The 14,859-nt window shown below is 68.8% G+C and carries 18 protein-coding genes; 13 read left to right on the top strand and 5 right to left on the bottom strand.

Annotated elements, in window-relative coordinates; translation table 11 throughout:
• Window positions 1–38: 38 nt before the first annotated feature.
• The 3 genes from MOQ72_RS37830 (at window position 39) to MOQ72_RS37820 (ending at window position 2,465) form a co-directional block, all read left to right on the top strand.
• Window positions 39–1,220 carry an enolase C-terminal domain-like protein gene (locus tag MOQ72_RS37830; RefSeq protein WP_242190741.1) on the top strand — a complete coding sequence of 394 codons (1,182 nt, stop codon included), beginning with the start codon at window positions 39–41 and terminating at the stop codon, window positions 1,218–1,220.
• Window positions 1,221–1,396: 176 nt separating this feature from the next.
• Window positions 1,397–2,068, top strand: coding sequence for an enoyl-CoA hydratase-related protein (locus MOQ72_RS37825; RefSeq protein WP_242190740.1), 672 nt, complete (start codon window positions 1,397–1,399; stop codon window positions 2,066–2,068).
• 55 nt (window positions 2,069–2,123) lie between these two features.
• Window positions 2,124–2,465, top strand: coding sequence for an MmcQ/YjbR family DNA-binding protein (locus MOQ72_RS37820; RefSeq protein WP_242190739.1), 342 nt, complete (start codon window positions 2,124–2,126; stop codon window positions 2,463–2,465).
• Window positions 2,466–2,477: 12 nt separating this feature from the next.
• Here the strand turns inward: MOQ72_RS37820 and MOQ72_RS37815 are convergent, their stop codons facing one another.
• The 4 genes from MOQ72_RS37815 to MOQ72_RS37800 form a co-directional block, all read right to left on the bottom strand.
• Window positions 2,478–3,155, bottom strand: a complete 678-nt coding sequence (locus tag MOQ72_RS37815; protein WP_242190738.1) for a haloacid dehalogenase type II — start codon at window positions 3,153–3,155, stop codon at window positions 2,478–2,480.
• A gap of 129 nt (window positions 3,156–3,284) precedes the next feature.
• Window positions 3,285–4,502 carry an erythromycin esterase family protein gene (locus tag MOQ72_RS37810; RefSeq protein ID WP_242190737.1) on the bottom strand — a complete coding sequence of 406 codons (1,218 nt, stop codon included), beginning with the start codon at window positions 4,500–4,502 and terminating at the stop codon, window positions 3,285–3,287.
• A gap of 95 nt (window positions 4,503–4,597) precedes the next feature.
• Window positions 4,598–4,822, bottom strand: coding sequence for a hypothetical protein (locus MOQ72_RS37805; protein ID WP_242190736.1), 225 nt, complete (start codon window positions 4,820–4,822; stop codon window positions 4,598–4,600).
• The gene (locus MOQ72_RS37800) at window positions 4,819–5,481 is read right to left on the bottom strand and encodes an RNA polymerase sigma factor (RefSeq protein WP_242190735.1); all 663 of its coding nucleotides are present in this window, start codon (window positions 5,479–5,481) and stop codon (window positions 4,819–4,821) included. The genes MOQ72_RS37805 and MOQ72_RS37800 overlap by 4 nt, the downstream gene beginning before the upstream one ends.
• Window positions 5,482–5,664: 183 nt before the next feature.
• On the opposite strand from MOQ72_RS37800, the gene MOQ72_RS37795 reads away from it, so the two are divergent.
• Together MOQ72_RS37795 and MOQ72_RS37790 are read left to right on the top strand one after the other, a co-directional pair.
• Window positions 5,665–6,147, top strand: coding sequence for a peroxiredoxin family protein (locus MOQ72_RS37795; protein WP_242190734.1), 483 nt, complete (start codon window positions 5,665–5,667; stop codon window positions 6,145–6,147).
• Between the two features lie 229 nt (window positions 6,148–6,376).
• Window positions 6,377–7,084: an HAD family hydrolase gene (locus MOQ72_RS37790; protein ID WP_242190733.1), complete on the top strand. Its 708-nt coding sequence runs from the start codon at window positions 6,377–6,379 to the stop codon at window positions 7,082–7,084.
• Here the strand turns inward: MOQ72_RS37790 and MOQ72_RS37785 are convergent.
• Complete coding sequence (locus MOQ72_RS37785; protein ID WP_242190732.1) at window positions 7,056–7,499, bottom strand: DUF5709 domain-containing protein; 444 nt, start codon at window positions 7,497–7,499, stop codon at window positions 7,056–7,058. The genes MOQ72_RS37790 and MOQ72_RS37785 overlap by 29 nt on opposite strands.
• A 216-nt stretch (window positions 7,500–7,715) precedes the next feature.
• Here MOQ72_RS37785 and MOQ72_RS37780 point away from each other — a divergent pair, with 216 nt between their 5' ends.
• From MOQ72_RS37780 to MOQ72_RS37745, 8 genes are all read left to right on the top strand, one after another.
• The gene (locus tag MOQ72_RS37780; protein ID WP_242190731.1) at window positions 7,716–8,312 is read left to right on the top strand and encodes a sulfite oxidase-like oxidoreductase; all 597 of its coding nucleotides are present in this window, start codon (window positions 7,716–7,718) and stop codon (window positions 8,310–8,312) included.
• Entirely contained in the window at window positions 8,282–9,052 is a 771-nt protein-coding gene (locus tag MOQ72_RS37775; protein WP_242190730.1) for a ferredoxin reductase, read from the top strand. The genes MOQ72_RS37780 and MOQ72_RS37775 overlap by 31 nt, the downstream gene beginning before the upstream one ends.
• Before the next feature lies 1 nt (window position 9,053).
• Entirely contained in the window at window positions 9,054–9,320 is a 267-nt protein-coding gene (locus tag MOQ72_RS37770) for a DUF6510 family protein (protein WP_242190729.1), read from the top strand.
• Window positions 9,321–9,556: 236 nt separating this feature from the next.
• Window positions 9,557–10,048 carry a MarR family winged helix-turn-helix transcriptional regulator gene (locus MOQ72_RS37765; RefSeq protein ID WP_242190728.1) on the top strand — a complete coding sequence of 164 codons (492 nt, stop codon included), beginning with the start codon at window positions 9,557–9,559 and terminating at the stop codon, window positions 10,046–10,048.
• An 81-nt stretch (window positions 10,049–10,129) separates the two neighbouring features.
• Window positions 10,130–11,164 carry an ABC transporter substrate-binding protein gene (locus MOQ72_RS37760; protein WP_242190727.1) on the top strand — a complete coding sequence of 345 codons (1,035 nt, stop codon included), beginning with the start codon at window positions 10,130–10,132 and terminating at the stop codon, window positions 11,162–11,164.
• The gene (locus tag MOQ72_RS37755; protein ID WP_242190726.1) at window positions 11,161–12,036 is read left to right on the top strand and encodes an ABC transporter permease; all 876 of its coding nucleotides are present in this window, start codon (window positions 11,161–11,163) and stop codon (window positions 12,034–12,036) included. Before MOQ72_RS37760 ends, MOQ72_RS37755 begins: the two co-directional genes overlap by 4 nt.
• A 209-nt stretch (window positions 12,037–12,245) precedes the next feature.
• On the top strand, window positions 12,246–13,025 hold the full coding sequence (locus tag MOQ72_RS37750) for an ABC transporter ATP-binding protein (RefSeq protein WP_242190725.1): 780 nt from the start codon (window positions 12,246–12,248) through the stop codon (window positions 13,023–13,025).
• Window positions 13,022–14,716, top strand: a complete 1,695-nt coding sequence (locus MOQ72_RS37745) for a thiamine pyrophosphate-requiring protein (RefSeq protein ID WP_242190724.1) — start codon at window positions 13,022–13,024, stop codon at window positions 14,714–14,716. The genes MOQ72_RS37750 and MOQ72_RS37745 overlap by 4 nt, the downstream gene beginning before the upstream one ends.
• Window positions 14,717–14,859 lie beyond the last annotated feature (143 nt).

Genomic DNA, 14,859 nt, shown 5'->3' with positions numbered 1-14,859 from the left:
GTACGTGGCGCTGAGCTGGTGAGGGGAGAAGTGCAGTCATGACCGACGACCTGCGCATCCGTCGCGTGGTGGCACGCGAGCTGCAGTGGACGATGCCCGATCTGGGCAAGGACCGGACGGGACTCAACCCGGTGTACGAGAAGGGCGCGAAGTCCCGCAACACCGGCTACGTGGTGACGATCGAGACCGACGGCGGTGTCACCGGTGAGTACTCCTGGTCGCAGGGCGGCAGGGGAGTCTCCACCACCCAGATCGCGATGGTGGCGCGTTACCTCATCGGGAAGAACGCCTTCGACCGCGAACGGATCTGGAACGACCTCAAACGGGCGCTGCGCAAGCAGGACCGGTTCGGCATGGGGCCCATCGACATCGCGCTGTGGGACCTCGCGGGCAAGAGCCTCGGAGCGCCGGTCCACGTGCTGCTGGGCAGCTACCGGACGCGGCTGCCCGCCTACGCCTCCACGTACTTCGGCGACGACAACGGCGGGTTGGACAGTCCGCGTGCGTTCGCGGATTTCGCCGTGCAGTGCCAGGAACTGGGTTACCGCGGTTTCAAGATCCACGGCTGGGGTGGCGGGCCGATCAAGCGCGAGGTGGACACCGTCCTCGCGACCCGCGCAGCGGTCGGCGACGAGATGGATCTGATGATCGACCCGGCCTGCGAGTACGAGACGTTCGCCGACGCGCTCCGGGTCGGGAAAGCCTGCGACCAGGCGAACTACTTCTGGTACGAGGATCCCTACCGGGACGGCGGCATCTCGTCGTTCGCGCACCGCAAGCTCCGGCAGCTGATCTCCACCCCGCTGCTGCTCGGCGAGCACGTGCGCGGCCTTGAGGCGCACGTCGACCAGATCTTGGCCGAGGGCACGGACTTCGTCCGCGCGGACCCGGACTACGACGGCGGCATCACGGGTGTCATGAAGATCGCCCACGCTGCCGAGGGCTTCGGGCTGGATTGCGAGATCCACGCGGCCGGGCCCGCCCACCGGCAGTGCATGGCCGCCATCCGCAACACCAACTACTACGAACTCGCGCTGGTCGGCCCGAAACTGGACCCGAAGAGTCGGCACTACCACGCCTACGCCGACGGCTACGCGGACGATCTGGTCTCGGTCGACGCCGACGGATGCGTGCCGGTACCAGCGGGTCCCGGTCTCGGCGTGACGCTGAACTGGGACTGGATCCGCAGCATGGAAACGGGCTGCGAGGTCTACGAGTAGGCGCGCTCGCTGTGTCTGGTCGTGAGTGATAAAGCGCGCTCCAACGACCGTTACCACTCACGACGAGGAGTTGCACGCGCTGGGCCGCAGGCATAAGTTACTGTCTGGTAGTTTTGGTTGAGGTGGCGCGAAATCGCTCGTCTGCCCCGGCCGTGCCCAGTTCGAAGGGAGCCGCTGTGCCCACGATCGACCGCCGGGACGACGTCTTCGTCCTCGACATCGGGGACACCGAGAACCGGTTCCACCCAGACTGGATCGGCGCCGTCAACGCCGCGCTGGACGAGGTCGAGAACGCCGACGGGCAGCGAGCCCTGGTCACCGCCGCGACCGGCAAGTTCTTCTCCAACGGCCTCGACTTGGACTGGCTGTTCGCCAACGCCGACCAGCACCAGGACTACATCGTCAGCGTGCACGAACTCCTGGCGCGGATGCTGTCCCTGCCGGTGGTCACCGTGGCCGCCCTGCAGGGGCACACCTTCGCGGCTGGCGCGATGTTCTCGCTGGCCCACGACTTCCGCGTGATGCGCGCGGACCGCGGCTTCTGGTGCCTGCCCGAAGCAGACCTCAACATGCCGTTCACGCCGGGCATGTCCGCGTTGATCCAGGCCCGGCTGAGCCCGCAGACCGCGCACGAGGCCATGACCACCAGCCGCCGCTACGGAGGCCACGACGCCCTCGCGGCTGCCATCGTCGACCGCGCCGTGGACGAGGACGCCGTGCGCCGGACCGCCATGGAACTCGCCCAGTCCCAGGCGGCCAAGGCCGGTCCCAACCTCGGCACCATCAAGACCCGCATGTACGCCCCCGCCCTGGACGCCCTGCGGGACAAGGACACGCCCCTCGGCTGACCGGCAGGAGCTGCGCGGACCCGCACCGTCGGTGGGGTGCGCGAGAATCGCCGACATGGGTGTGCCCAGTGGTCAGTTCCTGCGGATGGTGGACTCCCTCGCCGAAGTCGAGAGCGACGAGGTGCGGGACTACACGGCTTTCAGCGTGCGCGGCAAGCGGTTCGGCTACTACTGGCCGCGAACCAGGACGGTCGGCTTGAAGCAGACGCTGTCCGAGCAGATCGCGCTGGTCGCCGAGCGGCCGGACGTGTTCGAGGTGCAGTTCACGGCCGGTGGTTTCGGCTGGGTAGTGGTGCACCTGCCGAAGATCGACGCCGACGAACTCACCGAGCTGGTCTACGAGGCGTGGCGGCTGTCGGCCCCCGAACCGCTCGTCGAACAGCATCCGATCCGGTAGCGAGCCGTCGCATCAGGACGGCACGTCGACCGCCAGGATGCGGTCCACGGCATCAGCGATGTCCGAGGCGACGATGTCCGGCTGGGGACCGATCGGGCTCGGCACCATGCCCGGCCGAGCGACGAACGCCGCTTTGCACCCGGCCCGCAACGCGCCGGTCACATCCCACGAGTGCGCGGCGACCAACCGCACGTCGCCCAAGGCGACGCCGAACATCCTGGCGACCTCGCGGTAGGGCTCCGGCGCGGGCTTGAGACGGCGAACGCTGTCCGCGGAGATGACGCGGTGGAAGTGGTTGTGAATTCCGGCGTGGCGCAACTGCGCTTCGGCGACCGGCTCGACCGAGTTCGTCAAAGCGACGACCCGCAGCGGCGAACTCATCAGCTTTCCCAGCGCATCCGCGACTTCCGGATGCGGCGGCAGGGAACTCATGAGCGCCACGGTTTCGCGAGCCGCGTCGTCGGTGAGCGCGACGTTCTCGCGACGGGCGAGCATCTGCAGGGCAGCGTGCTGAGCCGTGCTGAAGTCGACGTACGAATCGGTCAGGCCACCGACGAACAACAGCTGCAACGCGAGGGAGAACCACTGCGGACGCAGTCCCGCCGTTCCGAAGAGCCGCTCGAACGGCTCATCGAGGACGCTCAGGTCGAGCAGCGTCTCGTTCACGTCGAACGCGATCACCTTGGTCATGGTGAAGTCTCCTATCCGGCGGAGCTCGAAGACCTCGATGCAAGAGGCCCTTCGCCAGTTGGCGACTGGCGGGGCCCACTTCTTACCGCACTGGCAAGGGTATTCGACAGCCGGAGAGCGTGCGGTGGGTCAGGGTTGCACGAAGGAGCTCGGGCTCATCGTCGGCAGGCAGGCGAGTCCGTCGAAGGCGGCCAGCACGTCCACCGGTGTGTTGAGGTAGGCGTGCCGGATGGCCGAGGGACCGGTACAGCCGCGAGCGGGCCGCAGGTCCAGTAGCACCGCCGCATCGTCGGGCACGCGCTCCGCGACGGCCTGCTCCACGCTGTCCTCGGCGGGCGGGTCCAGCTGCCGGGTCACGACCTCGAACCCCAGCCTGGCGTCCTCGTCCAGCCGCAGATCGGTGGTGCTGCCAGCACGCGCGGTGATGCCGAGGACGACGTAATCCGCCCCGAGATCGGCGGCGAGGTAGCTGCCCGCGGAGGGGAACCGGACCCCTGGCACCAGCTCCATCGGCACGCGCTGCACGTGGCCGTTGTGCATCATCAGCACGATCCGCTCGTCCGATCCGGACAGCTCGCGCAGCAGGCGCACGGTCTCGGCCTGGTAGACGTCTCGGGACGAGGGCAGCAGCGGGGGCGGGTTCGGGCCGCTCAGCTCGTCGAGCTCGCGCAGGTGCTCGTCGATGCGCAGCGCGCCGAGCGCGTGATGCCTGGCGATCAGGTGTTCGCGCTCAGGGCCGGGCCGGAGCGCGTCGAGCCGCAGGAGCAATCTGGTCAGCGCGGCGGTGGCAGCGTTGCGGTCGACCGTGCTCAGCTCGGCGTATCGGACGGGAGCCGCACCGTTGTTGGCCGCGACGTAGGGCTGGGTCGCTTCCATCGCCGCGTCTACCAGGGGCACCTGGTCGGGGGCGTACGTGGCGAGGTAGTCGCGCACCCGGCGAAGGGCGGGCAGCCCGGAACCGCCCGATCCGGATACGTCCAGGCCAGCGAACCGCACCCGACCACCAGCCGCGTTGTGCGCGCGCAACCAGCTGAGCATGTCGTGCATCTCGGTGGATTCGCCGAAGCGGAAGGTGAACCCGTCCCGCGCCACGGTTTCGACGTCACCGGGTCCGCCACGGATCCAGTCGTCGACCAACTGCCCTTCGGCGAAACCCGATTCGAAGGCGAGCACGCCGAAGTCCAACTCGGTCACCAGGAAACGCAGGATCCGGTCGCGCAGCAGGTTGAACTCGCGGATGTGGTGGTTGTTCTCGCCGATGGCCACCACGTGCGCGTCCCCGATCAACTCCGCGACAGCGGAGGGATCATCCGGCGGCAGCCACCGAACGGTATCCGGCAAGGGCATGGCGGCTCCCGTCAGGAGGTGGTTCGACGCAAGATGCCGCAAACCCGACCCACCGGGCAACTCAATTCCGTCTTGCCGCAGGCCGGGACGGTCGGTCAGGTGAGGTCCGTGCGGCTCACCGCGTCGAGGAGTCCTTCGAAGTCCTCGGAGCAGGGCCCGCAGGCCCGCAGGTGCGCGGCCATGCCCGGATAGCGCTCCTCCGGGGCTTCGCCGGTCAGCGTCAGCTCGACGTAGACGTGGAGGATTTCCATGGCCTGTTCACACCCGATGTCGCGCGGGTCCGTCTCCAGGAAGCGGTCCAGCATCGGCCAGCTGTTCATGAGCGCCTCGCTGTGTCGTGGTCCAGGTACCCGCCCGCGACGAGGCGGGACCGCAGCTTGCGCCGTGCGTCGAACATCGTCTTGTAGACGGCGTTGCGGTTGGTGCCCAGTTCGGCGACGAGTGCGTCGAGCGGGACGCCGCCCAGCACGAGCGCGACGAAGATCCGGCGCTGGTGATCGGTCAGCACCTCGTCGACCGCCTGACGCAGCGCGGTGAGCAGTTCGCGGGCCTCGGTCGCCTCGTCGGGGCCGATGCCGAACCGGTCGGGGAGCCGGTCCCAGTCCTCGGCGTCCAGCGCCGCGTGCCGCGTCCGCCAGAAGTGCCTGCCGAGCTTGTTGGAAACCTCCAGGATCGCGAACTTGAACGCCCAGGTGGTGAACCGGCTCTCGCCGCGGAACTCGCCGATTTTCCGCGTGATCGCCATAAGCGCGTCCGCGGCGGCCTGGTGGGCGATGTCGTCCAGTTCCGGGCCCGCGATGTGCGACCGGGGTCCGCGCCGCCGGACCTCGGCCAGCGCGACCCGCAGGAGCAGGGCGTGCAACCGGTCGCATGCCTGCTCGTACTCCGCGCCGCCGGAGGTGAGGGAGCGAATCCACTCGGCGGAGGCCGGGTCGGCAGTCCCCACCAGCCCCGAGCGCCGCGACTCGTCACCGCACATGGTCCACACCTGCCGGGCGAGTGCCGTGGACCGGTGTGCGCTCGACGAACGTCCCGATCAACGTGGGTCTCCATGCTTTCGGTCCACGACGAAACCATACAAGGGCGGTAAGAACCGGGCGGTCCGCGCCACTAACCATGGGCAGGAACTGGAAACAGCGAGAAACGTCAGGAGAGGCAGCTCATGAAACTGCTCGAACCCGGTGACCGATTTCCCGAGCTGACCGTGGCGCTAGCCGGTGGTGACCAGCTGGTCCTGCCCGACGCCTTGGCCGGGCACTTCGGTGTGGTGCTGCTGTACCGCGGTTCCTGGTGCCCCTACTGCAAGGCGCAACTGCGGGCCTTCCAGCGGGCGCACGACAGCCTCGCCGCGGTCGATGCGAATGTCGTCGCGCTGTCGGTCGATGACGAAGCGACGACCAAGGACCTGGTCAGCAACCTGCGGCTGGAGTTCCCGGTGGGCCACAGCGCTGATCCGCGCGCCGTGGCGGAGGCGACCGGGGCGTTCGTCAACCCCGATCCGGAATACCTCCAGTCCACCGGATTCGTCCTCGATCCCCAGGGGCGGGTCGTGGTAAGCGTGTACTCCAGCGGCGCGATCGGCCGTCTCGTACCGGAGGACGTCGTGGGCCTGATCAACTACGTCCGCGAACACGCCGCCGACTGACCGTAATGTGGTGGGGGGGGGGGGGGGGGGGGGGGGGGGGGGGGGGGGGGGCCGGCCCCCGCCCCCGGGGGGGGGGGGGGGGGGGGGGGGTGGGGGGGGTGGGGGGCGGGCGGGCGCCCCAAAAACCCCCCCCCCCCACCCCCCCCCCCCCTCCCTTTTTGGGGGGGGGGGTCCCCCCCCGGGGCGGCCCCTGTTTTCCCCCCCCCCCACGAAAGTGGAGGTGGTGTCCGTGCTTGATCGTCGGGCGGTGGTGACGTTCGATCTGTTCAGCGCACTCACCGATTCGCGCAGCGGCGGGAGCGCGCAATTCGCGGAGCTGGGCGCGCAGCGCGGTTGGGCCGCATCCGGTGCGGATGTCTACGACCGGTGGGATGCGCACAACAAGTCGGCGCAGCGCGACTGCACGGAGTGGCGCTCTTACCGCGAACTCGCGGCTGAAGCGCTGGCGACCACCTACCGCGAACTCGACCTGGCTGGCGACCCGGCCGCCGATATCGACGTCGTGCTCGGTTCGGTCGGGGACTGGCCCCTGTGGCCGGATGTGCGGACCAATCTGACGGCACTCGCGCGGCGCTATCGGCTGGGCTTGCTATCCAATGTGGACGATGACATCGTCGAGCTCACCAAAGCGTTTCCACTGGTGAGTCCGGACCTGGTCTTCACGTCGCAGGGCTTGCGCGCCTACAAGCCCGGCCGCCGCATCTACACCGAAGCAGCTCGGCGCGCCGGATCACTCGTGCACATCGCGACGTCCGGACGCGACGTCGCCGGTGCCCTGCGCGCGGGCGTGCGCGTGATACGCCTGCGGCGGCCCGGTCACATCCTCGAACCGGGAAGTCCGGTGCCCGATGTGGAGATCGCCGACCTGAGCGAGCTGGAGCAGACGTTGGCCGCCCCGGCTTCCGGGGTCACTCCTCGTACGAGTTCTCCGGAATGATGTGCACGGCGGCTTCCTCCGCTGTCGCCGCCGAACCATCGATGCCCACGTCGTTGGCGTACAGGTACGGGTAGTCCTCGTCCGGATCGGGATCCGAGGCGAGACGTCCCGCGCGGTCCACGCCGACTTCCTCGTCGTAAGCTTCGCCGTCGGTATCCGCGGCATCTCCGATGCCGTCTCCGTCGTCGAAGGCTCCGGAGTCGGGCAGTTCTCGGGCCAGTCGGCCGTCGAGGCTCTCGTGCCCGGATGCTTCGCGGGCCGTCAGTCCCCAATCGGACACCGCCCAGGGGCGCTCCGGAGGGGAGTAGCCCTCGTCCAGCACATCGTCGATGCCCCGGTAGTCGAGGCTCTCGTCCGGCTCAAGCATGCCGGAATCGGTGTCGACACCGCTGATTCGATCGTTGTCGTCGCTCATCTCGCCCTCCCCTCGACCTCAACGGGCGCACCACAATCCTGGCGTGACGTCGACGGTCCACCTGCCGTCCAGTCTATCCACGGGGTGCGCCCGAACCGCAGCATCGGCGTCCGGCTCCGACCAGGCGGCAGGTGCGTCGACCACCTACCCTGGCTGTGCGGCTAATGCTGGGCTGACCAGCGGGAATGTTGTTCTCGGCTGGGAAAGGAGTGGGTCATGGGGATCGTGTCGCCCGGATTCCACGGCCGGGCGCGGCCAGCCGTGGAACTGCCGCCCGGCCAGTACCTCACCGATGACTTCCCAGTGCTCTCCGCCGGGCCGACGCCGCGGATCGCGTTGCAGGACTGGGAGTTCACGATCATCGCGGAGACCGGCGAAGCGCATCGGTGGTCCTGGTCGGACCTGCTGGCGTTGCCGACGGAGATGGTCACGGTGGACATCCACTGCGTGACCAGGTGGTCGAAGCTGGGCACCACTTGGCAGGGCGTCTCGCTGGACACCCTGCTGGCGGGTGTGGACAGCGCGGCGGACTACGCATTGGTGCAGTCCTATGGCGGCTACACGACCAACCTGCCGGTCGCGGATCTGCGCGCCGGTCAAGCGTGGCTGGCCTACCGCTACGAAGGCGCCGATCTTCCGCCGGAGCACGGTGGTCCGGTCCGGTTGCTGGTGCCGCACCTGTACTTCTGGAAGTCGGCGAAGTGGGTGCGGGGCATCGAGCTCAAGACGGCGGACGAGCCGGGTTTCTGGGAGACGCTCGGCTACCACGATTACGGGGACCCATGGCGCGAGCAGCGGTACCAGGGCGACTGAGCGGCGGACGGCTGCTGTGGCGGGTCGCCACCCTGGTCGAAGGCGTCGCGGAGACGGCGACCGCGCGCACCCTGGTGTTCGAGGCGCCGGGCTGGCCCGGCCACCTGGCCGGGCAGCACTTGGACGTCCGCCTGACCGCCGAAGACGGCTACCAAGCGCAGCGGAGCTACTCGTTGGCCGCCCCGGCCGACGGCGACCAGCTGCGGTTGACCGTGCAGCGGGTGCCCGACGGTGAGGTGTCGCCTTACCTGACCGGGCAGCTCGCGCCGGGAGACCCGGTCGAGGTCCGGGGGCCGGTGGGCGGTTGGTTCGTGTGGCGGCCGACCGATTCGCAGCCCGTGCTGCTGGTGGCGGGTGGATCGGGCATCGTGCCGCTGATGGCGATGATCCGGGCCCGCCGGATCGCTGGCAGCCGGGTGCCGTTCCGGTTGATCTATTCCGTGCGCACCCCAGCGGAGCGGTACTACGCCGATGAGTTGGGGCATCCCGCCGTCCGGGGCGATGCCGGGGTGGACGTCAGCTTCGTGCACACCCGCGCCGTCCCGGACGGTTGGCCGCAGCCGCCGCACCGGATCGGTGTCGCCGACATCAACAGCGGTGGTTGGCCACCGGAGTTCGAACCGAGCTGTTTCGTGTGCGGACCAACGGGGTTCGTGGAGACGGTCTCGGACATCCTCGTCGCGCTCGGCCACGACGCGCGGCGGGTGAAGACCGAGCGATTCGGCCCGACCGGAGGCTGAGATGGACCAGCAGTATCTCGACGGTAACGCGCTCGCGGGCCCGCTGGCCGAGATCTTCGCCGTGGACGTCACCACGGCCGACGCCCAATGCGGCGGCTGCGGACGCACCGGACCGGTGGCGACGCTGCGGGTTTACGACCGCGCGCCGGGAATGGTAGCCCGCTGCCCAGGCTGCGACGGGGTGTTGCTGCGGCTCGTTCGCAGCCCGGACTCCGCCTGGCTGGACCTGCGGGGCACCGTGCGCCTGCGCATCGCGCTACCGCGCTGACCGCACCCCGCGAGGCGACGTGTCCAATGGCGACGCAGTTGATCAATGTCCACACGGGACATTGCGCGGCGACGCGGCCTCGGTGCGTCGACTGCTGCCATGTCTGGCGGGATCCGTAGCGATTCAGTGCGCCCGCTCGCCGAACCGAAACCCGCGCAACTCTTGACCGTGCGGGGCGGCCTAGACACTATGGGGACCGAAATGTTAGGGACCCTGTGAAAGATTGGGCCGAATAGATGAGCCGTGTTTCGGGCGGTGAGCGAGAAGACCTCGACGTGCTTCTCGTCTCGATCTCGGCGCGTCTGACCCGCCTGTACGGCCAGGTGCTCGGTCAGCTGGCCACCCCGCTGACCTTCCGCCAGCACCGGCTGCTCCGCCGGATCGACGAGGGGCACAGCGCCTTGGCGGCGCTGGCCGCCTTCGGTAACCTCACCGTCCCGACCGTGTCGGAGAGCGTCGAGGTCCTCGTCCGGCGCGGTCTCATCAACCGCCAGGAGAATCCGCGGAGCAGGCGGTCCTTGCTGCTCAGCCTCACCCCCGAGGGGCGGGCGGCGAAGGCCGCGGGCGATCTGGCACTGGCCGAGGTGGGGCGGCGGCTGCTCAAGACGGTCCCCGAAGAGCGGCATGCCGTCCTGCACGAATCGCTGGCCTCGATCTACGAAGCCGCGACCGACATTTTCCAGCATCCGGATTCCGCACCCGCGCCCCCGGACGGTGCGCGCCGCTGATTCACCAGGACCGCTAGCGGAAGCCGCGCCCCGCGGGCGGCCACTCGGGATGGACTCGCGCAGGCGCGAGAGGAGATCACAATGAAGTGTTCGAAAGTCATGCGAAGATTCCTGGCACTGTTGGGCGTCGCGAGTCTCGGATTGGTCGGCTGCGGCGGAGGTTCCGACTCCGGTGCCGCGATGGGCTGCGGTCCGCTCGCGCAGCCGCAGACGTTGCAGCTCGGCGTGAACCCCGGCGCGCAGGACATGGTCACGTTCGTCATGCAGGAGCAGGGTTTCGACAAGAAGCACAACCTGAATCTGGAGATCAGCGAATTCCAGAACCCGTCCGCGCTGCACTCCGCGATCGGGCAGCGGACCGTGGACGTCGGGTTCGCCGGTCTCACCGCGATGGCCACCGCGCGGGAACAGGGCCGGGACACGATGATCTTCGACGTGCTGACCAGTCCGTCCAATGTGATCGTCACGCGCAACGACTCCAACGTGCACAGCCTTTCCGACCTGAAGGGCCGTAAACTGGGCGTCTTCGGCGGTCGGACGAGCGCCACCTTCGCGATCGCGTCGATCGTGGCGAAGGAGAAGTACGGGATCCAAAGCCTGGATAAGGACGTCCAGCTCATCGAAGGTCCGGATGCGGCCGTGCTCGGGCTGCTCGACGAGGGCAACATCGACGCGGCGCTGATCGGCACGACGGCGACGGTGCAGGCACTGCTGTCGGGCAAGTACCGCGTGCTCAGCGACATCTCCGAGGACTACCAGTCGAAGTTCGGCAATTTGCCGGGACACGTGCTCGCGGCCACCACCGACGAGTACGCCGAGAAGAACTGCGGTGTCCTCAACGCCTTCAGCGCCGCTCTGGACGACACCGTCGCGTTCATCCAGCACGACGAGAAGGTGTGGTCCGACTACGCGGCCAACATCAAGCTGACCGATCCGCGAGCGCCCGCGACGCTGCGGGAGCGGGTCGCGTCGCGCTACATCCCGGAGTGGAACCAAGCACAAGCCGACGCCGAGGCCGCGCTCATCAACCAGCTGATCCCGGTGCTCGGTGCGGACAAATTCGTACCAGCAGTTCCTGACGGACTGTTCCGCGTCGATCTGAGGACAGCACAATGAGCACAGTCCACAGTGGTCAAGATGAGCAGAGCGCCGGTCTGGCCACGCCGGGCGCCGACGCCACGTCGGTCGCGCCGGGCGCGGGCGACGCCTACGTAGCGCCGACTATCAACCGGAGCTGGCGGGGCGTCTGGCTGCGAACCATCTCCCTGGCATCGCTGGTGGTGGTCTGGTTCATAGCCGCGTTGTTCTTCGACGACAGCGTGCTGCCCGGACCGGTGCGGGTTTTCGGTGCCATGGTGGAGAACCTGGGCGACTCCGAGACGTACTTCCACCTGTGGACCACCGTCTACCGGGTCGTGGTGGGCATGCTGATCGCGGTCGTGCTCGGCCTGGTCATCGGTCTGGCCATGGGCTTGTCCAAGTTCGGCGAGCAGTTCCTGGACTCCTGGATCCTCGTCGCGTTCACCGTTCCCTCGGTGGTCTACGGCATCCTCTCGATCCTCTGGTTCGGGCTGAACGACTTCGCGGCGATCATCGCGATCGGCATCACCGCGGTGCCCGCGGTCTCGATCAACATGTGGCAGGGCGTCAAGGCGATCGACCTGTCACTGGTCCGGATGGGGCAGGCGTTCCACTTCTCCCGCGCCTCGATCCTGCGCAAGCTCGTCGTCCCGCAGGTGATCCCGTACCTGCTCGCGGCGCTGCGCTACGCGCTCGGACTGTCCTGGAAGATCGCCACCGTGGTCGAGCTGATCGGCCTGTCCAGCGGTGTCGGCTTCCAGCTCAACTACTGGTACGGGCTGTTCAACATGACTCAGGTGCTGGCCTGGACGGCCCTGTTCACGATCGTCCTGCTGCTCATCGAGTTCCTGATCCTCAAACCCACCGAGCACTGGCTCACCCGCTGGCGTCCCACCATGCAGAACTAGAAACTGCTTCCAGTCGTGGTTTGCGTAGCGGTGCGGGTAGCGGAACCTCAGAGGCTTTCTCGCTGTGGGATCCCCGACATCATGAATGCCAATTCACCACGTCGGGGCTGTCCTCGCGAGAAAACCTCTGAGAACCCGCGGCGGTGCCAGTTGAGTCCCACACCACAAGCGGCTGCCGCCGCTTCGTAACACCCTAGGAGTCGTCACCAATGGCCGAGCCGTACCTACTGATCGACAACGTGCGCAAGCAGTTCGCCCGGCGCGGAGAGGCGCCGCTGACGGTGATCGACGGACTCAAGGTCGCCGTCGAGCACGGAGCGCTGCTGTCCATCCTCGGGCCTTCCGGGTGCGGGAAGTCCACGCTGCTGAACATGATCAACGGTCTCGACGACGTCACCTCGGGGCAGATCGTGATCAACGGTCACGTCGTCAGCATGAAATCCCGTTCCGAGGTCCGCATCGGCGTCGTCTTCCAGGAGCCCCGGTTGCTGCCGTGGCGATCGGTGCGCGAGAACGTGCGACTGCCGCTGGACGAACTGGGCGTGCCCAGGGCGGAGGCGGACGAGCGGGTGCAGCACTACCTCGACCTGGTCGGGTTGGGGGAGTTCGGGGAGTACTTCCCGCTGCGTCTCTCCGGTGGCATGCAGCAGCGGGTGGCGCTGGCCAGGGGCCTGGCGATCGAGCCCGACCTGCTGCTGGCCGACGAACCGTTCTCGGCGCTGGACGAGATCACCGCGCGCAAACTCCGCCAGGAGTTCACCAGCATCTGGCGGGCCACCGGTCGTACCGTGCTGTTCGTGACCCACAACATTCGCGAGGCGGTGTTCCTGTCGACCCGGATGCTCGTCGTCACGGCACGCCCGTGCACGGTGCACATGGACATCGCGATCGATGTGCCGTACCCACGGGTTCCCGAGGACGATCGGCTCTTCGAGATCGAGAAGCAGATCACCAAGGACTTCATCGAAATGGAGGAGGCCGCCCGATGACCCCGGTCGCCGAACCGCGCACCACGGCGGAACTCCTGGTGCTGACGCTGGTCGAGCACGGGGTGGAGGTGCTGTTCCTCAACCCCGGCACGGACACCGCTCCGGTCCAGGAAGCATTCGCCCGACTCGCCGCGGACGGCGTGGCCGTGCCGCGCGTGGTGCTCTGCCCGCACGAGTCGTTGGCGCTGGCCGCCGCGCACGCCTACTTCGCGGTGACCGGACGGCCCCAGGTCGTCATGGTGCACGTCGATGTCGGCACGCAGAACCTCGGCGCGATGGTGCACAACGCTTTTCGCGCCGACGCTGGTGTCGTGATCATCGCCGGTCGGACGCCCCGCAGTTCCTACGGGGAAGAGCCGGGCGGGCGCGACACCCCCGTCCACTGGCAGCAGGACGTGCCGGATCAGGCCGGGATCGTTCGCTCCTACGTGCGCTGGACGGCCGATCTGGCCGGGCCGGAGACACTGGCGCAGCAACTTTCCAGGGCCTTCCAGGTCGCCGGGGCGGCCCCCGGCGGGCCGGTCTACCTGACCGCGGCCCGCGAGGTCCTGATGCAGCCGGTGACGGAGCCGGTCCAGCGCCCGGTGGTCGCCCGCCACCGGCCACCGGCACCGCCCGCGCCGCACCCCGACGCGCTGGAACGTGCCGCCGAGGTCCTCGCGCGCAGCGCCCGACCGCTGATCACCACCACCCGCGTCGGGCGACAACCGGAGGCGGTCGCCGAACTCGTCGGCCTCGCCGAACTGTTGGGCGCCCCGGTCATCGACCGCCGCGAACGGGTCAACTTCCCGTCCACCCACCCGCTCTACGTGACGGATCCCCGCGAGAGCCAGGAATTGTTGCGCCAGGCCGACGCGGTGCTGGTCGTCGACAGCGACGTCCCCTGGATCCCGCAGCGCGCCCAACCAGCGGCGGATGCGTCGATCGTGCTCATCGACCACGATCCGGTTCGCGCATCGGTGCCGGGCTGGTCGTTCCCGGTGGACGTGCCGATCGTGGCGGATCCGCTGATCGGGCTGCGCCAACTCACCGCGAAGCTGCGCGAGCGCGGTGCGCGGCAGCCCGACGCGGCGTGGTGGACGCGCGCCGCGGCTGCGCAATCTCCCGGCACCGACGCTGGGATCGCACCTGCGGACGTGGCGCGAGTGCTGGATGGTCTGCTGTCCGAAGAGGACATCCTGATCGAGGAAGCCACCACGAACATGGAAGCCCTCCGGTCCGAACTGCGCCGGACCGCACCCGGCACGCTGTACCAGGCAGGCGGTTCCGGGCTCGGCTGGGCGCTCGGCGCGTCGATCGGGGTGCGGCTGGCTTCGCCGGAGCGGCGGGTCGTCACGGTCGTGGGCGACGGCAGCTTCATGTTCTCCGAGCCGTTGGCCGCATTGTGGGCAGCGCGCCAGCAGGACACCCCGTTCCTGACTGTGGTGCTGCGAAACGGCGGTTACGCGGCGAGCCGACGTCCGGTGTTCGCGCTGTTCCCGGAAGGCGAGTCCAGCAAGAACGCCGAGGTCGTCGGCACCCGTCTGCCGGACCTGCCGGACTTCACGGCGGTCGCGCAATCATGCGAGGCCCATGGCGAGCACGTGCGGGAGAAGGCCCGCCTGGAACCGGCGATCGTCGAGGCCCTGAAGGAGGTCGACGGAGGCAGGTGCGCCCTGGTCGCCGTCGACGTGACGTCGCCCTGGCTATGACCCAGCGGTGGGGGGGGGGGGGGGGGGGGGGGGGGGGGGGGGGGGGGGACCCCCCCCCCCGGAGCCGCGGGGGCGGGGGGGGGGGGGGGGGGGCCGCCGGGGGGGGGGGGGGGGGGGGGGGGGGGGGGGGGGGGGGGGGGGGG

Origin of the sequence: Saccharopolyspora soli, from assembly GCF_022678645.1 — a bacterium.
Taxonomy (GTDB): Bacteria; Actinomycetota; Actinomycetes; order Mycobacteriales; family Pseudonocardiaceae; genus Saccharopolyspora; species Saccharopolyspora soli.
This window is presented reverse-complemented; position numbering and strand designations above follow the sequence as displayed.